Annotated in this window: 13 protein-coding genes and 2 pseudogenes; 6 read left to right on the top strand and 9 right to left on the bottom strand. The window is 58.7% G+C overall.

Features of this window, described 5'->3' with window-relative positions; translation table 11 throughout:
* The first annotated feature begins 44 nt into the window (after window positions 1-44).
* From FF80_RS05155 to FF80_RS05130, 6 genes are read left to right on the top strand one after another with little or no spacing between them, the layout of a single operon-like run.
* Window positions 45-722: an amino acid ABC transporter permease gene (locus FF80_RS05155; RefSeq protein WP_035098306.1), complete on the top strand. Its 678-nt coding sequence runs from the start codon at window positions 45-47 to the stop codon at window positions 720-722.
* Between the two features lie 7 nt (window positions 723-729).
* Window positions 730-1,380 carry an amino acid ABC transporter permease gene (locus FF80_RS05150; RefSeq protein WP_035098187.1) on the top strand — a complete coding sequence of 217 codons (651 nt, stop codon included), beginning with the start codon at window positions 730-732 and terminating at the stop codon, window positions 1,378-1,380.
* 37 nt (window positions 1,381-1,417) lie between these two features.
* Entirely contained in the window at window positions 1,418-2,149 is a 732-nt protein-coding gene (locus FF80_RS05145) for an amino acid ABC transporter ATP-binding protein (protein WP_035098185.1), read from the top strand.
* A gap of 13 nt (window positions 2,150-2,162) precedes the next feature.
* Window positions 2,163-2,960: a transporter substrate-binding domain-containing protein gene (locus FF80_RS05140; RefSeq protein ID WP_035098183.1), complete on the top strand. Its 798-nt coding sequence runs from the start codon at window positions 2,163-2,165 to the stop codon at window positions 2,958-2,960.
* Window positions 2,961-3,010: 50 nt separating this feature from the next.
* The gene (rpiB, locus tag FF80_RS05135; protein ID WP_035098182.1) at window positions 3,011-3,454 is read left to right on the top strand and encodes a ribose 5-phosphate isomerase B; all 444 of its coding nucleotides are present in this window, start codon (window positions 3,011-3,013) and stop codon (window positions 3,452-3,454) included.
* A gap of 54 nt (window positions 3,455-3,508) precedes the next feature.
* A complete protein-coding gene (locus FF80_RS05130) occupies window positions 3,509-4,675 on the top strand; it encodes a mandelate racemase/muconate lactonizing enzyme family protein (protein WP_035098180.1) in 1,167 nt (388 codons plus the stop codon).
* A gap of 594 nt (window positions 4,676-5,269) precedes the next feature.
* Here FF80_RS05130 and FF80_RS05125 read toward each other — a convergent pair.
* From FF80_RS05125 to FF80_RS05075, 9 genes and pseudogenes are all read right to left on the bottom strand, one after another.
* Window positions 5,270-6,472 carry an IS91 family transposase gene (locus FF80_RS05125; RefSeq protein WP_035098178.1) on the bottom strand — a complete coding sequence of 401 codons (1,203 nt, stop codon included), beginning with the start codon at window positions 6,470-6,472 and terminating at the stop codon, window positions 5,270-5,272.
* 4 nt (window positions 6,473-6,476) lie between these two features.
* Complete coding sequence (locus FF80_RS05120) at window positions 6,477-7,379, bottom strand: site-specific integrase (RefSeq protein ID WP_035098177.1); 903 nt, start codon at window positions 7,377-7,379, stop codon at window positions 6,477-6,479.
* 236 nt (window positions 7,380-7,615) lie between these two features.
* Entirely contained in the window at window positions 7,616-8,563 is a 948-nt protein-coding gene (locus tag FF80_RS05115; RefSeq protein ID WP_035098175.1) for a nucleotidyl transferase AbiEii/AbiGii toxin family protein, read from the bottom strand.
* Window positions 8,553-9,392 carry a type IV toxin-antitoxin system AbiEi family antitoxin domain-containing protein gene (locus tag FF80_RS05110; RefSeq protein WP_035098174.1) on the bottom strand — a complete coding sequence of 280 codons (840 nt, stop codon included), beginning with the start codon at window positions 9,390-9,392 and terminating at the stop codon, window positions 8,553-8,555. The genes FF80_RS05115 and FF80_RS05110 overlap by 11 nt, the downstream gene beginning before the upstream one ends.
* A gap of 353 nt (window positions 9,393-9,745) precedes the next feature.
* Window positions 9,746-10,237: a hypothetical protein gene (locus FF80_RS21615; protein ID WP_152558274.1), complete on the bottom strand. Its 492-nt coding sequence runs from the start codon at window positions 10,235-10,237 to the stop codon at window positions 9,746-9,748.
* 173 nt (window positions 10,238-10,410) lie between these two features.
* Window positions 10,411-10,722 (bottom strand): annotated as a pseudogene (locus tag FF80_RS05095) (recombinase family protein); the annotation flags it as partial.
* A 146-nt stretch (window positions 10,723-10,868) separates the two neighbouring features.
* Entirely contained in the window at window positions 10,869-11,177 is a 309-nt protein-coding gene (locus FF80_RS05090) for a hypothetical protein (RefSeq protein WP_035098169.1), read from the bottom strand.
* A gap of 1,770 nt (window positions 11,178-12,947) precedes the next feature.
* Window positions 12,948-14,366, bottom strand: coding sequence for an alpha/beta hydrolase (locus tag FF80_RS05080; protein WP_244445705.1), 1,419 nt, complete (start codon window positions 14,364-14,366; stop codon window positions 12,948-12,950).
* Window positions 14,367-14,616: 250 nt separating this feature from the next.
* Window positions 14,617-15,093: pseudogene (locus tag FF80_RS05075) on the bottom strand (reverse transcriptase domain-containing protein); the annotation flags it as partial.
* Window positions 15,094-15,161: the final 68 nt, after the last annotated feature.

Genomic DNA, 15,161 nt, shown 5'->3' with positions numbered 1-15,161 from the left:
GCCAGCATTGCTGGATGCTCTTTGCGTTTTTGCAGGATGCGGACATGAATATTGATTTTGGGCCGGTCTTTGCGCGGTCCGGTTTTCTGATCGATGGCCTACTGCTCACCTTGCAGTTTTCGCTGACCGCCATAGTGACCGGCTTCGTGGCTGGAACGCTAATTGCTGTTGGGTCTCGTTCCAAGACCAGGCTGCTGAGCCTGGTCTGCCAGGGTTATGTCGAAGCGATCCGCAACACCCCGCTGCTGGTGCAGTTGCTGGTTGTGTATTTCGGCCTGTCGAGCGTTGGGCTGAAATTTCCTGTCTTCTTTGTGGTCATCTTGGCGATGACGATCAACAACGCCGCCTATACCGCCGAGATCATGCGCGCGGGGCTGGATTCCATTGCCAAGTCGCAGATTGAGGCTGCCAAATCACTCGCACTATCTCCCTGGCAGGTGTTCTCCCGCGTCATGCTGCCTCCGGCCATCGAGCGGGTCTATCGCTCGTTGTCCAGCCAGTTCGTGCTGATGATGCTGTCGTCCTCCATCACCTCGCAGATCTCGGCTGAGGAACTGATGGCTGCCGGCAATTTCATCCAGTCAGAAACCTTCCGGCCGTTTGAAACCTACATCGTTCTGGCCGTGCTCTATCTTATCCTCTCCCTGCTGTTCCGCGGCCTGTTCTGGGCGTTTGGTCAGGTTGCATTCCCGCGCCGCCGTCGCCTCGGCACCTCTTTGTGAGCGCGTGATGACCTCCTTCAATCTGATGCATCTGCAATTCATCCTGACCGGCGCCATGTGGACCGTCATCCTGTCGGTTCTCGCGACGCTGGGTGGCGGTATTGGCGGCGCGATCCTTGCATTGGCCGGCATTTCCCGCCATCGCTTCATCCGCAACATTGCGGCGCTTTACATCACGCTGATTCAGGGCGTGCCGCTGCTGGTCATCCTGTTCCTGACCTATTTCGGCCTGCCTGCCCTTGGCTTCAATATCGAGCCGCTAGCCGCCGCCACCTTTGGCCTGTCGGTCTATGTCAGCGCTTTTCTGGGCGAAATCTGGCGTGGCTCGCTCGAGGCGGTGCGCAAGGCGCAATGGGAGGCAGGCGAATGCCTAGCCCTCACCCGCATGCAGGTGCTGCTTCACATCATCATGCCGCAATCCATCCGGCTGGCGACCCCACCAACTGTCGGGTTCATCGTGCAGGTCGTCAAGAATACGTCCTTGGTGTCGGCAATCAGTTTTATCGAGCTCACGCGCTCGGGCCAAATCGTCAACAACTCAACGTTCCAGCCGTTCCTGATCTACACGATCGTTGCATGCCTGTATTTTGCGATGTGCTTCCCGTTGTCCCGGTTCAGCCGGGTTCTTGAAAAGAAATTTGCGATCTCGGCCCGCTAGAGCGCCGGTTTGTTTAGAGAATTTGGAGGTAGCCTCTATGAGTGACGTGATCGTAGGGCTCAAGGACGTCTGGAAATCCTTTGGCGAGGTATCGGTCCTGCGGGGCGTGACCTTCGATGTCGCCAAAGGCCAAGTCGTTTCGATCATAGGCAAAAGTGGCTCGGGCAAAAGCACGGCCCTGCGCTGCATCAATGGTCTCGAAGCTTTTCAAAGCGGAGAGATTGCCGTCGACGGCTTCAATCTTGCCGACGAGACGCTGGACCTGCGTGCGCTGCGCAAGAAGGTCGGCATAGTCTTTCAAAGCTACAATCTTTTTCCGCATTTGACCGTGCTCGGCAATATTGAGCTGGCCCCCAAGCTGGCCAAGCGCCTTTCGCCTACCGAGACGCGCGAACTGGCACTCAAGGTGCTGGGCGAGGTGGGATTGCTCGACAAGCGTGACCACTACCCCGAGCAGCTTTCGGGCGGTCAGCAGCAACGTGTGGCGATTGCCCGTTCGCTGGCGATGGAACCCACGGTGATGCTGTTTGACGAGGTCACCTCGGCGCTCGACCCGGAACTCAAGGAAGAGGTTCTGCGCGTGATTGAGCGTTTGGCCGGGTCCGGCATGACCATGATCCTGGTCACGCACGAAATGAACTTTGCCCGCCGCGTCTCAGGCAAGGTGATTTTCATGCACCAAGGCGTGGTGCATGAGCAGGGAACTTCAGAAATCTTGAGCAATCCCGGCACGCCCGAGCTTGTTCAATTTGTTGGTAGCAATCTATAAGGAGGACTATACTATGGATCGTCGTAAATTTCTGATCTCGACGGCTCTGGCTGCTGGTGCACTTTCGGTGTCGACCACATTTGCATTTGCCGGAACCTATGAAGACATTATCGCTCGCGGCAAGGTTCTGGTCGCACTCGACCTGGCCATTCCGCCTTCGGGCATGATCGACGGCAATCTCAAGCCCTACGGCTCAGACGTCGAAACCGCGCAGCTGCTGGCTGACGATTGGGGTGTCGAGCTAGAAATCGTCAACACCACCGGCCCGACCCGCATCCCCAACCTGCAGACCAACAAGGCCGACATCATTATCTCGACCCTGTCGATCACCGAGGATCGCAAGCTGGTCATCGACTTCTCCAAGCCCTACGCCGCCCAGATGACCGTGCTTGGCGCGCCCAAGGCCGCCAATATCTCGACTTGGGAAGACGTGCGCGGCAAGGCAATCACCGTGACGCGCGGCACCACGCAGGACACCGCTCTCACCCCAATGGCCGAAGAGCGCGGTTTCACCATCGTCCGTTATGACGATGATGCCACCCTGGTGACGGCCGCCGTATCGGGTCAGGCTGAAATCGTCTGCACCTCGTCCACGATCGTCAAGCAGATTTCGGATCGCAACACCGAGCTGGCGTTCGAGCCCAAGCTGGACATCGTTTCGACAGATCTGGCCGTCGGCATCCGCAAGGGCGAAACCGATTTGAAGGACAAGGTCGACCAGTGGGTCACCGAGAATCTCAAGAATGGCAAGCTCCCCGCCATCTACAAGAAGTACCACGGCGTCGATCTGCCGGCACGTCTGTTTGAGTAGTTGACGGCGAGACGGCGGAGCCATTCGCCGTCTCCTTTTTGTGAGGTAATATGAACATCATTATCGGCTCGGATCACGCCGGATTTGATCTAAAAATCAAGCTCATGCCCCTTCTCATCGCGGCTGGGCACACGCTGGAAGATGTCGGCTCATATACCAATGAGAGCTGCGACTTTCCCGATATTGCCAAGCTGGTGTGCCAGGGCGTCCAAGCATCGACGGAAAAGCGCGGCATTCTGGTTTGCGGCACCGGCGTGGGGGCCTCGATTGCGGCCAACAAATTTACCGGCATTCGGGCAGCAGTCGGACACGATGTCCATTCGGCTCACCAATGTGTGGAGCATGATGACGTAAACATCTTGTGCATCGGGGCCAAGATCGTCGGCGAATGGCTGGCCATCGACCTGATCAACGCCTTCCTCGACGCCCAATATGACGACTGCGAAGACCATGTACGGCGTCTGCAAAAACTGAGTGAATTTGAAACGCACTAGCGTCACCCAGCGAATAGTCACGCTGAGCCACTGCCTATTTGAGAAGCAATTTTAATGAAGATTAAATCGATCACGTCCTTTCAGCTGCGCGTTCCATTGGGCGACAAGACCTTTTATTCTTCTCAGGCACGGTTTCCCGAACGGAACAGCTATCTGGTTCGGGTGGAAACCGATACTGGGCTCATCGGCTGGGGCGAAGGCGGACAATATGGGCCCGCAGAGCCGGTTGCGGCCTGTGTCGACCATGTCTTCGCCCCCAGGCTTATCGGTCGCGATCCGACTGAGCCGGTCCGTATCTGGGAGGAGCTTTACGCCTACTCGCGTGATTTCGGCCAGAAGGGCACCTATATTGAGGCACTCTCGGCGATTGATATAGCGCTCTGGGATATAGCCGGCCAGGCCGCTGGCCTGCCGGTGTGGAAGATGCTGGGCGGAGCCTTCCGCAAACGGATTACCGCCTATGCGACGGGGTGCTATTACCCCGAAGACTTCTCGGACGTCCCGGCATTGCTGGACGGGCTGCGCGACGAGGCCGCCGGCTATGTCGATTCCGGCTTTGGATTGCTCAAGGTCAAGATCGGCCTGCTGTCGCTCAAGGACGATTATCGCCGCCTGCGGGTGATCCGGGAGGCTATCGGCCCCGATATCGGCATCATGGTCGATGCCAATCACGGCTACAACGCATCGGCGGCCATCCGCATGGGACGCAAGATGGAAGAGCTCGACGTGCTCTTCTTCGAAGAGCCGGTCGGTGCGGAAGATCGCGAAGGCTATCGCAAGGTGCGACGCGAGAACCCGATCCCGGTCGCTGGTGGCGAATGCGAATACACGCGCTATGGCTTCCGCGATTTCATCGCCGAAGGCTGTGTCGACATCATCCAGCCCGATCTGGCGGTGTGCGGCGGCATAACGGCCTTCATCCAGATCCTCGCGCTAGCCAACGCGCATGGCGTGGCGACGGTCCCGCATGTGTGGGGCTCGGGAATCGCCGTCGCTACCGCCCTGCAGGCGATCGCGACGATCCCCCCGTTCCCGTTCACCGCCAACCCAATAGCCCTGCTGAACCAGCCCATCATCGAGTTTGACCGCAAGCATAATCCGCTGCGGGATGATTTGCTTGTCGAGCAATTCGTGTTGAGCAACGGCGCGCTGGAGGTTCCTGACCGGCCTGGGCTGGGCATTACTGTTCGTGAAGACATCACCGCCAAATATGCTGTCTAGCTAAAGGCAGGTCACGCGGTGTCGGGGTTGACAGTATAACGGGGTCGGACTCTGCAATTAGCTTTTGGATCAGCATGGTCCCTGCGCCGATTAACGAACATGCGGCGCCTGGGGCATTTGCAGAGCTTGCTCCTGCAAAGGTCCCGACGCGTCAGTCCTATTTCAGCGCCTAGGCGAGCGTTTTCATGACCTTGGCCAGAGAGGAGGGACGCACATTGATTGGTGCGGAGAAACCCAATCCGCCGAGTCTGCTCGCATCTAACGTCAGCTTATGGCGGAGGGCAGCGATGACCAGCGTGACCGAGATGGTGAAGGGTTTGGGATGCCTCTTGGCGTCGCAAAGCCACCCATGCAGGAACCCGCGGTCCGCACACGCTGCGCTATGGGGTTTTCGGATTTGGCCCGGTCAAGTGCCGGCCGCAAACTGCTGCATATGGCGTGGCGAGTTTGCCAGGTGGACGTCGTCCGGGCAGCATTTGAGGCTCAGCGACGACGGAGTTGATGAGATTGGCGTGCATGACGATGGTCGCTGGAGCGCCTGGCACGAACCATCCTGTCGGCCGGCGACGTGGCGGGACCGATTGATCGAGCGGATCATGCCGGGTCATGAAGGGTCTCCCGGACTGGTTGTCTCGCGGTTGGAGGGGCCCGCGGCTGGCACCATGCAGCGAAGGTCTCGATGATCACCATGGTGCCGCCGCAGCAGGGGCAAGGCGGGCGCGGGTCTGGGGCGGTCTCGGGGGCCGGCGGTTCGTCTGACGCTGGCGCCCCCCCCAGTATGTCGCGGACCTGAGCAAGGCAGTCTTTGCGGGCGGAGCCGGCGAGCAGGCCGTAGTGCCTGATGCGGTGGAAGCCGCGCGGCAGAACGTGGATCAGGAAGCGGCGGATGAACTCGTTGGCGGCAAGGGTCATGACCCGCTGCCTTTCGGCGCCGGAGCAGCGATAGTTCTTGTAGCGGAAGGTGACCTCATTGCTGTCGAAGGCGATAAGGCGGCTGTTCGAGATGGCGACCCGGTGGGTGTAGCGCGAGAGATAGGCGAGCACCGCCTCAGGCCCGGCAAAGGGCGCTTTGGCATAGACCACCCAGCGTTTTCTTCGGACCGGCGCGAGGTGGCGGACGAAGGTCTGGCGGTCGCTGAGCCCTGCCATCCTGCCGAAGAAGGCGAGCTTTCCGGCACCATGGAGTTCAAGCAGCCGGGTCAGGAACAACCGGCGGAACAGGACGCCGAGCACGCGGACCGGCAGCAGGAAGGCTGGTCGCGATGAGATCCACCCCCCATCCGGGGTGATGCCACCACCGGGCACGATCATGTGGATGTGCGGATGGTGGGTCATGGCCGAACCCCAGGTATGGAGTACGGCGGTGATGCCGATGCGGGCGCCCAGGTGCTTTGGATCGGCTGCGATGGTCAGCATGGTCTCGGATGCTGCCTTGAACAGCAGGTCGTAGACCAGCGCCTTGTTGTGGAAGGCAATGTCAGCGATCTCGGCGGGCAGCGTGAACACGACGTGGAAGTAACCGACCGGCAGTAGATTGGCCTCTTGCGCTTCGAGCCAGGCGCGGGCTGCTGCACCCTGGCACCGGGGACAGTGCCGGTTGCGACAGGAGTTGTAGGCAATCCGCTGATGCCCGCAGTCGGAACAGGCTTCAACGTGACCGCCAAGCGCGGCGGTGCGACAGGTCTCGATCGCCGACATGACCTTGAGCTGTTCCAGGCTCAGATGCCCGGCATGGGCGGCCCTGTAAGCGGGACCGGCAGCACGGAAGATATCGGCGACCTCGATGGTGGCGCGCACCGGATCAGGCGGGTGGAGGCTTGTCCTCCATCAGGGCCATCAGCCGGTCCAAAGGACTGGCGACCGCCTGGATCGTGCGCGTCGAGACCTTGGTGTAGAGCGCCGTGGTCTCCAGTTTGCTATGCCCGAGCAACACCTGGATGACGCGGATATCGACATCCTGCTCCAGCAGGTGCGTGGCAAAGCTGTGCCGCAAGGTATGCGGGCTGACCCGTTTGCGGATGCCGGCGATCTCGGCCGCCTCCTGCACCGCACGATGCAATTGCCGCGACGAGATCGGATCGGTCGGGGAGCGGCCCGGAAACAGCCAGCCATGGGGCAGCATGACGCCCCGCCGCTTGCCCTCGCGCCACCACAGTCGCAGAAGCTCCAGCAGCTGGGGCGAGAGCATGGCATTGCGGTCCTTGCGGCCCTTGCCCTGTTCGATCCGGATCAACATGCGGGCGCTGTCGATATCGTCGACCTTGAGGTGCGCCACCTCGGAGACACGCAGGCCTGCGCCATAGGCGACCCCGAGCGCGGCCTTGTACTTGATGCCTGGCGCCGCCTCGAGCAGCCGGGCCGCTTCCTGGATGCTGAGCACGTCAGGCAGCTGGCGCTGATAGCGGGTGATCACCAGGGACCGCGACAGATCACGCCGCTTCAGCGTCACGCCGAACAGGAAGCGCAATGCCGAGACCGCGCCGTTGATCGTGGATGGACTGACGCCACTCTCATGCTGGTGGAGCTGGTAGCGACGGATATCATCAGGCGTGGCCGTGTCAGGGCTCTGCCCCAGAAAGACAGCAAAGCGTCGGACGTGACGGACATAATCGTGCTGGGTGTGGACGCCCAATCCACGCATCAGCATGTCCTGCTGCATGCGCTGGCGGAGTGGCGTAATGGGAGCGTCGGGTGACGTAACCATGGGAGTTCCTCTCGTTGAAAGAACTCCATGGTCCGACTGCGACCGAGCCGCTCAAAGGCTTAAACGATCACGCTGAACCTGCCGCGCGCACCCCTCCCGCAGAGCGGGTTCGTGCATGGGCGCAGAGCGGCCGTTACCAGCAGGTGGAACGACTCCATTTGGATTCGCATAATGCGAATTGGAACCGTCGTGTTTGGGTGGAGGTCAGACAGGCAAGTGTCGGGCACATCGTAAACTTATTTTCCTGACCTTGGGGAGGGCGCTGACTTGTTCCCCAAATCTTCAATCAACTTTCGAAGCTCTGCATGCTTAGGCTCATTGTTACGCCGAAGCTTTTCAAGATTCTGCAATTTCCATCGGACCGCCGGTAGGTTTGCTGCCTGCGGAAGGCCAATCGCATCGAAGTCAGGTGCGCAATCATGCAAGGTCAGAAGAAACCTCATGGCCTCATCATCCAGTGAGGACAACAGGTCAGAAAAAAGCCTGCTTCTCACATCCCTCAGCTCGCCGATCGTGACAGCATCAATTGTCATACCATCGAACTCGGCGACGAAGCGCTCGTCGAGAGCCTGCTCGGAAGGACGTAGCAGCTCGTGCGGCGGGCGACTGGAGCTTGCCACATAGATGAGGAAGGTGCGGAAAAGATCGGTCGTAAGTCCTTCGTTCTCGTATAGCAATTTGACATCATAGAGGTCACGCGGATGCTGACGGTCGACAGTCGCATGGAGCTTGCCGCCGTACAGATCTTCGAAGGCTAGTACTTGCATCTCCGCGAACCCGAACTCATCCACCACGATATCGCTAACGGGCATCAGTTTTGGTGCGTGCACGGTTCCGCGGGCAACGGGAGAGGTTTCGATCTTGATGGTGGCGTTGCGATTGCGCACGAGGATACGGGTGTCGTTATCGCTGCCGCCGGCGATGCGCTGGGTCTTCACATCGGGCATGACCTTTAGGAGGTCCACGCAGATTGCATCCAGCGTGGAATCGATTGCGCCGAGCGAGGTGGTCCGATCCTGCACCGGCAAATATGTGAGGTCGATGTCAACCGAAAGGCGCGGCATACCACGATAGAAGAGGTTGATGGCCGTACCGCCCTTGAGGGCGAAGACGTCGAACTTCGCGATCGAAGGGAGGCAGCCGACGAGCAGACGGACTTGCTGGAAGTAGGATTCACGCGCCATCGTGTTCTCCCTTGCTCACGAATTCGGCAGGTACCGTGATGCGATAGCGCGGGTGCAGCCTACCGTCTTTCACCAGCATTCGATCGCCACTGCCAAGATCGATGGCCTTCTCGTCGATGTATTTTCGCCAGGCGTGCGGATGGCGATCTGCGAATACGAAGAAGAGGCGTTTCGTTTTCACGCTGCGGCAAAGCGTCAAGAGCTGCGTCATCAGCTTGGGCCGCACGTTTGCCATGAACTGGAACAACATGTCGATCTGATGAAAGCTCTCGTGGTTTGGGGCTTCATCGATGGTTTCAAGGAGGGCGCGTTCGGGCGATGACATGCGCATCGGCCATTGCCACGGGCTCTGCTGCAGCTCTCTGCCGTTATCTTTGAGCGAGAACTCTTTGTTGTCGACGCCGACATCCATGTCCTGGAACAGCGAGCCCTGACGTACTGTCACGTCCACGTTTAGATCCAGTTTGGATAGCCATCTGGGGGCATCGCCTTGAAGGTAGAGTTTGCGCGGGCCGGACATGCGCAGATAATGCGTGTACCCATGGAGCTCCATCGCCGTCGTTGCCGCCACATGGAATTTGAATCCCATAATCCACTGCGCGGAGAGAACTGGGATCTGCCATTCACGCTCGGCGCTGTTATTGCCCCCACGTATGAAGGGACGCCGGTATAGGCCCTGTAGTGGACGCTCCAGCCAGCCGGCTTGCAGATAGGAATGGGCAAGCTGCCGGTAGATGCCATGGGCTTCCAGCCAGCGCGAATCCACCAGAAAGCCTGGTGGTAGGGTCTGGAGTAGGTTCTTTAATTTGTCGGCTCGAAGTCCAGTCATGGTGGACAAATTAGTATAATTTTAAAGTTTACGCAATGGGCTCTTTATTAGTACGTAAAAATGTAAGATTAAATTGGACACTCAGACTGATATTCAAAGTTCCGGCGGCGCTCGCACCCTATACTTTCTAGGTCCGGAACCTCGCCAGACCAAGCAGCTTGTTGCCACCAGCGTCTGGCTGGAGAACGAGGCGGTTCCCGACGTCGAGGGCTTCGGCTCCATGGTCAATCTTTCTGTGGCGGCGTCGAACGACTTCGAGCTTGGCCAGACCGTTCTAGACGCTGCGGCGTCGATGACGATACCTAGCCTCAAGGACATCCGAGAGAAGGCCACGCCCGTGTTCGGGGGGGCGCTCAGCTACGCCTTGGACATATGGTCGAGTTGCTGGCAGGAAGGCGATATACGTGCGCGATGCGCAGCAGATGAGGATTGCAGCATGACCAGACGAGCATGGGTGAGTCAGGTGCTGAGCAACTTTCAAATCGGCATGAAGCAAGGTCTGCGCAGCACGCATTCCATTGCCGGACGTAGATCCAGTTCACGAATGCCGATTGACACGTGAGGCCTGGGCGCATGGCACTGACGGTGAAGATCAGGTCATTGAGCTGATCGACATCGGGTCGCGAGGGCACGCCTGTCACTTCGAGCTTCACAAAGGACGAATAGACCTCCGGCACGCTTGCCAGCAGCTTGAGATACTCGCGCCGGGTCGAACTGCGGGCCAGCGTCTGATACCCCACGGGCACAAGCACGGCCGCAACATTGCTCGCCCGGCCATAGCGGTGCAGCATTTCCAGGGCGCGTGTCAGGGCCAGGCAATCCATGCCGGCGAGCGTGTCCACCATCTGGTCGGGATCGGCAATGGCCTGGAACTGCGACAGGGTCGTGCACCCCAAAGAGAGGTCGAGGACGCAGCGGTTGAGGTTGACGATGGCCCGCTCGGGATCCCATAGCGGGGCAAAGAGCAGCTGGAAGTCCTTAAGTAGGGGTCAGAACAAGAACTGCTCGAAATCATACGCTAAGGTCGAACGGACCGTGAACCGTCGTCTCTGACGCGCATGATGGTCTGCCGGCTGGTTTCGAACTTTCTGGCGAGAGCGGAAACGCTCATGCCGTTGGCCAGCCCTTCAAGAACGTCTTGCTTCCGCATTTCGTTGAGCCGCGCCGGTCGACCAAGAATTTTTCCTTCCGATTTTGCCCGTTTGAGGCCGGACTGCGTGCGTTCGATAAGCAGGTCACGTTCGAACTGCGCGACGGCGTTGATGACGTTCATCGTCATTTTGCCAGCGGAGCTTGCGAGATCGACACCGCCCAGAGCGAGGCAGTGAACTCCCTCGAAATTGGTCAGTGCGGACCTGACAATATAGGGCCGGGGGTCTCCTGCATGACAAGCGTACGGTACACGATCGATGCAGAGCCGCAAAATCGCCTTGTCGGCTTCGCAAAGAATGGCGCCGGGGATTGGGTAGCGACGCTCTATTGAGCGAGGCGCGCAAGATCTTCGATCAGTCTTTCACTTTCGTCGTCCTGAAACTTGCCTTGGGTGACGACCAGGACGGCGGCAAAATAGATCACCTTGAGATGGGCATCGTGAAATGATTTCGCTTCCGCGTTCACAACGCGAACTCTCGCATGCGCTTCGCCTTGAGCCATTTCCAGCATCGTCGCAACGGAAACCCGCTCGTCAATATTCGCGGTCGCAAGCAAGCCCTTCAACGAGGACATGTGCCGTTCAATCGCTTCTTTCAGATGGGGGCTTGCTGCCTGCATCATACTCCCGACCATTTTCAGTCTCCACTCCGGTCATGGCGGGCTCCATTTCCCTTCTGTCCCGAAGGGGCAGGAGCCCTGCTCCTGCTCCCCGAGACGTCGGCGGTGAGACCGGAAGAGGGGGGCAAGCACCGGAGCAGGGCAGGCGCTTTAGCGGCTGCGCACCTGACGGTGCGCAACGCGGTTGCACCCTTCAGGGTGCGACGGATTTGCTGCACCCGAAGGCCAAGCCGGTGCTTGTGGGGGAGAATGGCAGAGCCTTCTTCCCCTCTCATCTGATTGGATCATGTTGTGGTCGGGCGACATTTGGTTTTCTCCGCCAAAGGTCTCAAATGTTAATCGCTTCGATGATCGAGCGAAAGCAAGAAGGTCGGGCAAATGGTCAAAATCAAAGGGACAGTAATGCCCCTTATATGTGCCGTTTGTAAGACATAGTTTGTTTTACAGATTAAGTGACACTGCAACATGTCTTTCAAGACGTTTGACGGGTTGTAAAATATACGGACGTTTGTGTGACTGTTTACGTTGGCTATGCACGGGTATCTAAGGCGGATGGAAAGCCAGGTCGTCGATTTTCAGCACGATGCGCTTCTCGATGCGGGCGTCACCAAGGCGCACATCTATTCTGATAGGCTTGCATTCAATGTGTAAAGCGCGATCGCACGGTCACGGTCACGGTCGCCCAACCCAGATAGGTCGCAAAGCGATCGGTCGATAGCGTATCCTCAAGAGCCGGATATTGTTTCGTGCGTGCGTCCATAGTCACTCTGGAGTTGATCTCTGCCCCACCCTGCAATATATTGTCGATGTAAACCCCGGTACCGTCTCTGCCTTAGGCACGCGGCCGGGGTAAATTTTGGCTTCCTAAATATCGTTTGAGCCGTTTAGGCTTTGGGCTTGACGGACCGTCTGCCCTTTGGTGTCTCGGCCGTTTTACGCGCAGCATCCGGTCCTCACGCTCTTTAGCGAAATCCGGTTCAAGCGCCTGAATTTTAGAGATCAGCCCGTCGAGGACATAGGTGTTCGCGCTCCAGTCTCCGGCTCACGTCTTTCGCTGCACGCGCTCAACCAAGCCCGCCTTTTCGAGCGCCTGCATGTTCGCCTTGATTGTCGTTGGCTGGATGCCGATCCTGTCAGCAAGCTGTTGCTTGGTTGGAAATGGAGAGCGATCAGGCGAACGAAGATATTCGAGAAGCTGAACTAGAATTACAAAACTGAGTCGTGTTGATGCCGAGGCGACGTTGTGCGCGTATCAAAATACTGGGTATCGCAGCGTAGCCATGGCTCTGGACTTTTTTGCCCCAGATCTTCTCAAAGTTGCCCGGCGAACTGTCGTCAAGCTTTTTTGGAAAGGGGACAACGGTATCTTTCGCGCTCATAGGAAATACTGGGGTTGATTGTCATGCCCTCACGACGGTCTCACGCGCGCGCCAAAACTGGCCTGGTTTTGCTCCGCCCATTGGTCGATTTTTGCTCCGCCTTTGATAATTTGAGGGGCTGGGGCGCGCCCGGTCCGGGTCGATAGCAACAGCCCCCGTAAAACCGCAGCGTTTGTTCCGGGACAGACAAGCGTGAAGCCGCTGGAAAAGGGAATGCTGATCAGCAGGGTCGTGAGCTTACGCCGCCTGACTGCGGGAGCACGGAAGAGCCGTCGCCAGCGAATGCCCAGCGTGTCCACGGCACGAGTATCGATAAATCGCGCCGTGGATGGGGACAGTGCGGCGAAAGCGGCGGTGAAGGCCGGAGCCGACCAATCCGCGTTCCGCATCATTGCATGGAATGCCTTTATTCCCCGGCTATCCAGGTACGATTGTACTCTTCAACGCGCCAACCGTCTTCCTCCATGAAGCGGGCCTCGTCCAGATCGAGCTCGGCGGCGGCGGCATTCAGGGCTTCGGGCGAGGTGTCGGGCCATTCTTCCGTTTCCAGCCGCTCCATCATCACCTCAACGAGAGCGGTCGTTTCGGCCGCCTCAAAGCCGCAATGGTCGGTGAACTTGAGAAGCGACTGACGGTAGAGATCGGTTTTTCCCTTCTCTTCGACAAGCGCCTGGTAGCCCTGCATCAGGCTATAGGGAATCGAGTTGTCGCCCAAGCTGTGCACGCGGATCGTGGGTACTAGCAGGTTCCCGTCCGCAGTTCTTCCCGGCTGGCCCCAGTACTCGAGCGCATAATCGGACGCCGTGATACGGGGAGCGGAATTGATGCGCTCAATGTCCTCGTCGATGTCCAGCCCCGCCTCTGCATAGAGATCTTCGACGAGCTCCTTCATAATTGGCGATGCGTTCTCGTAGAAGGCCGCGTAATCGATGCCCTCATTCCCCGAAAGCTGCTGCCCGGAGGCTGAATTCTCGAACATCACGCGCGATTGGCCGCCGACGGTACCCGTAAGGCGCAGCGCCGAGGCCACGAGCTGATCGGCCAGCGCTTCCGGCGTGAGAGGATCAGGGAGTGGCTGATCCGCAGCTTCCCAAGGAGACCATTGGCCGATCGCGAAGGCCAGGGCCAGGCGCGCCCGTCCTTCGGGGGTCGCTCCCAATGTTTCCACTGCACTGCGCCAGGAGGCCTGAATGTCGCTGAACGTCCTGCCGTCAGCGCCGGCGCCGTTCGGCATATTGACAATGCGAAGGTCGCTCGCGGACCCTAGGCCGGCTTCCTCATATGCGTCCGCGAGCAGCGTCTGCATGGCAAACCAGCCATCAAGGTAGCTGTTCATGATCCACACCGGTGTATGCGCTGACAGAACGACCGCGCCGTCTATGCGATCGGAGAAATCCTCGGCGGCGGCGAGACTGACGTGACCCCCTCCCGAGCAGCCGAATGCCAGCACCCACTCGGGATCGTATTGCTCCTCGAAAATCGTCTGAACGGCCTCGAGGTTGTGTATTTCCCGCTGCGGATCATACTGCCAGGTGCGCATGGGGTGGCGCGCTAGACCGGCGAAGGCGTAACCTCTGCTCAGCAGATCCGTAAAGCGCTCCGTTTCCGAGTTCGCCGCATAGTCGAGATCGCGCAGGAGCACGCCGTTCCAGTCGGCGGGCACACTGATCAGCCAGGCCGTGCCGTCGGGCAGGGTGCCGCTCATCTCTTCGGTTTGCTGTGCCTGCGCCATTGGACTGGCGGCAAGCGTCGCCAGCAACGCGAGCGCTGCGGTGCCGTTCTTCAGATATTTGCGATAGCTTTTCTCAAGCGTGTCAAAGGTCATCTTGTTCTCCTCCTGAACAAGCCAGACGCTTCACCGGAGCGGTGAAAACGTTTAGCTCTCTAACTAATCCAAGCTACTTTTCACACGGTATCCTGTCAAACACTGTTTTCACTCAGAGACTGTTTGAGAAGTCCATTGAACGGTTTGTTCTGGCGTGATTCAAGCTGAGAGCGGCGGTGTAAAATTAGTCCACGGTTGAATAGCCCCGCGTTCTGTAGAACACCGTCGGGGTTAGGTTTGGTGTCTTCGCTCGGTCGACCATGTCGACCTTGCCAAGATCATGATCGCCGGAGAGAACCTCGGACAGTTTGCGAGCAAAAGCCTTGGCCTTCTCCTTGGGTATCGTCGTAACGACGGACATTCGTCCGCCCGACCCTCGCTTGCGAATGATCCGGTGCCCCAGAAAGACAAACCCGTCGTTGACGTGGGTGACATGGGTTTTGTCCATGTTCAGCGTCAGTTTCAGATCGCCCTCCAGAAACACCCGCCATTCCTCCCGGATTTCCTCGGCTTGCGCCTTCGTCCCTTTGACGATGACGACGAAGTCATCGGCATAGCGGCAATAGGCGACGGCAGGTTTCCATTGCCGGTTCTCACGAACCGTTATGGGGCGGCCCTGCTGAATGCCGAAGTTCCATGCCCGGCGATCCTTGCGAGCCTTTTTGTTCAGGTATTTCGCTTCCAGCCACGCATCAAACTCATGGAGCATGATGTTGGACATAGAAATAGCGCTGCACCGTCGATGGTGGTGGAAACTCCCCAGGCAGCAGGCCCCACTGACTGTCAATCGGCACC

The sequence above is a fragment of the Devosia sp. LC5 genome (genome assembly GCF_000735585.1).
Taxonomy (GTDB): Bacteria; Pseudomonadota; Alphaproteobacteria; order Rhizobiales; family Devosiaceae; genus Devosia.
Note: the sequence above shows the minus strand (reverse complement) of the source record. Positions and strands in the feature narration are given on the sequence as shown.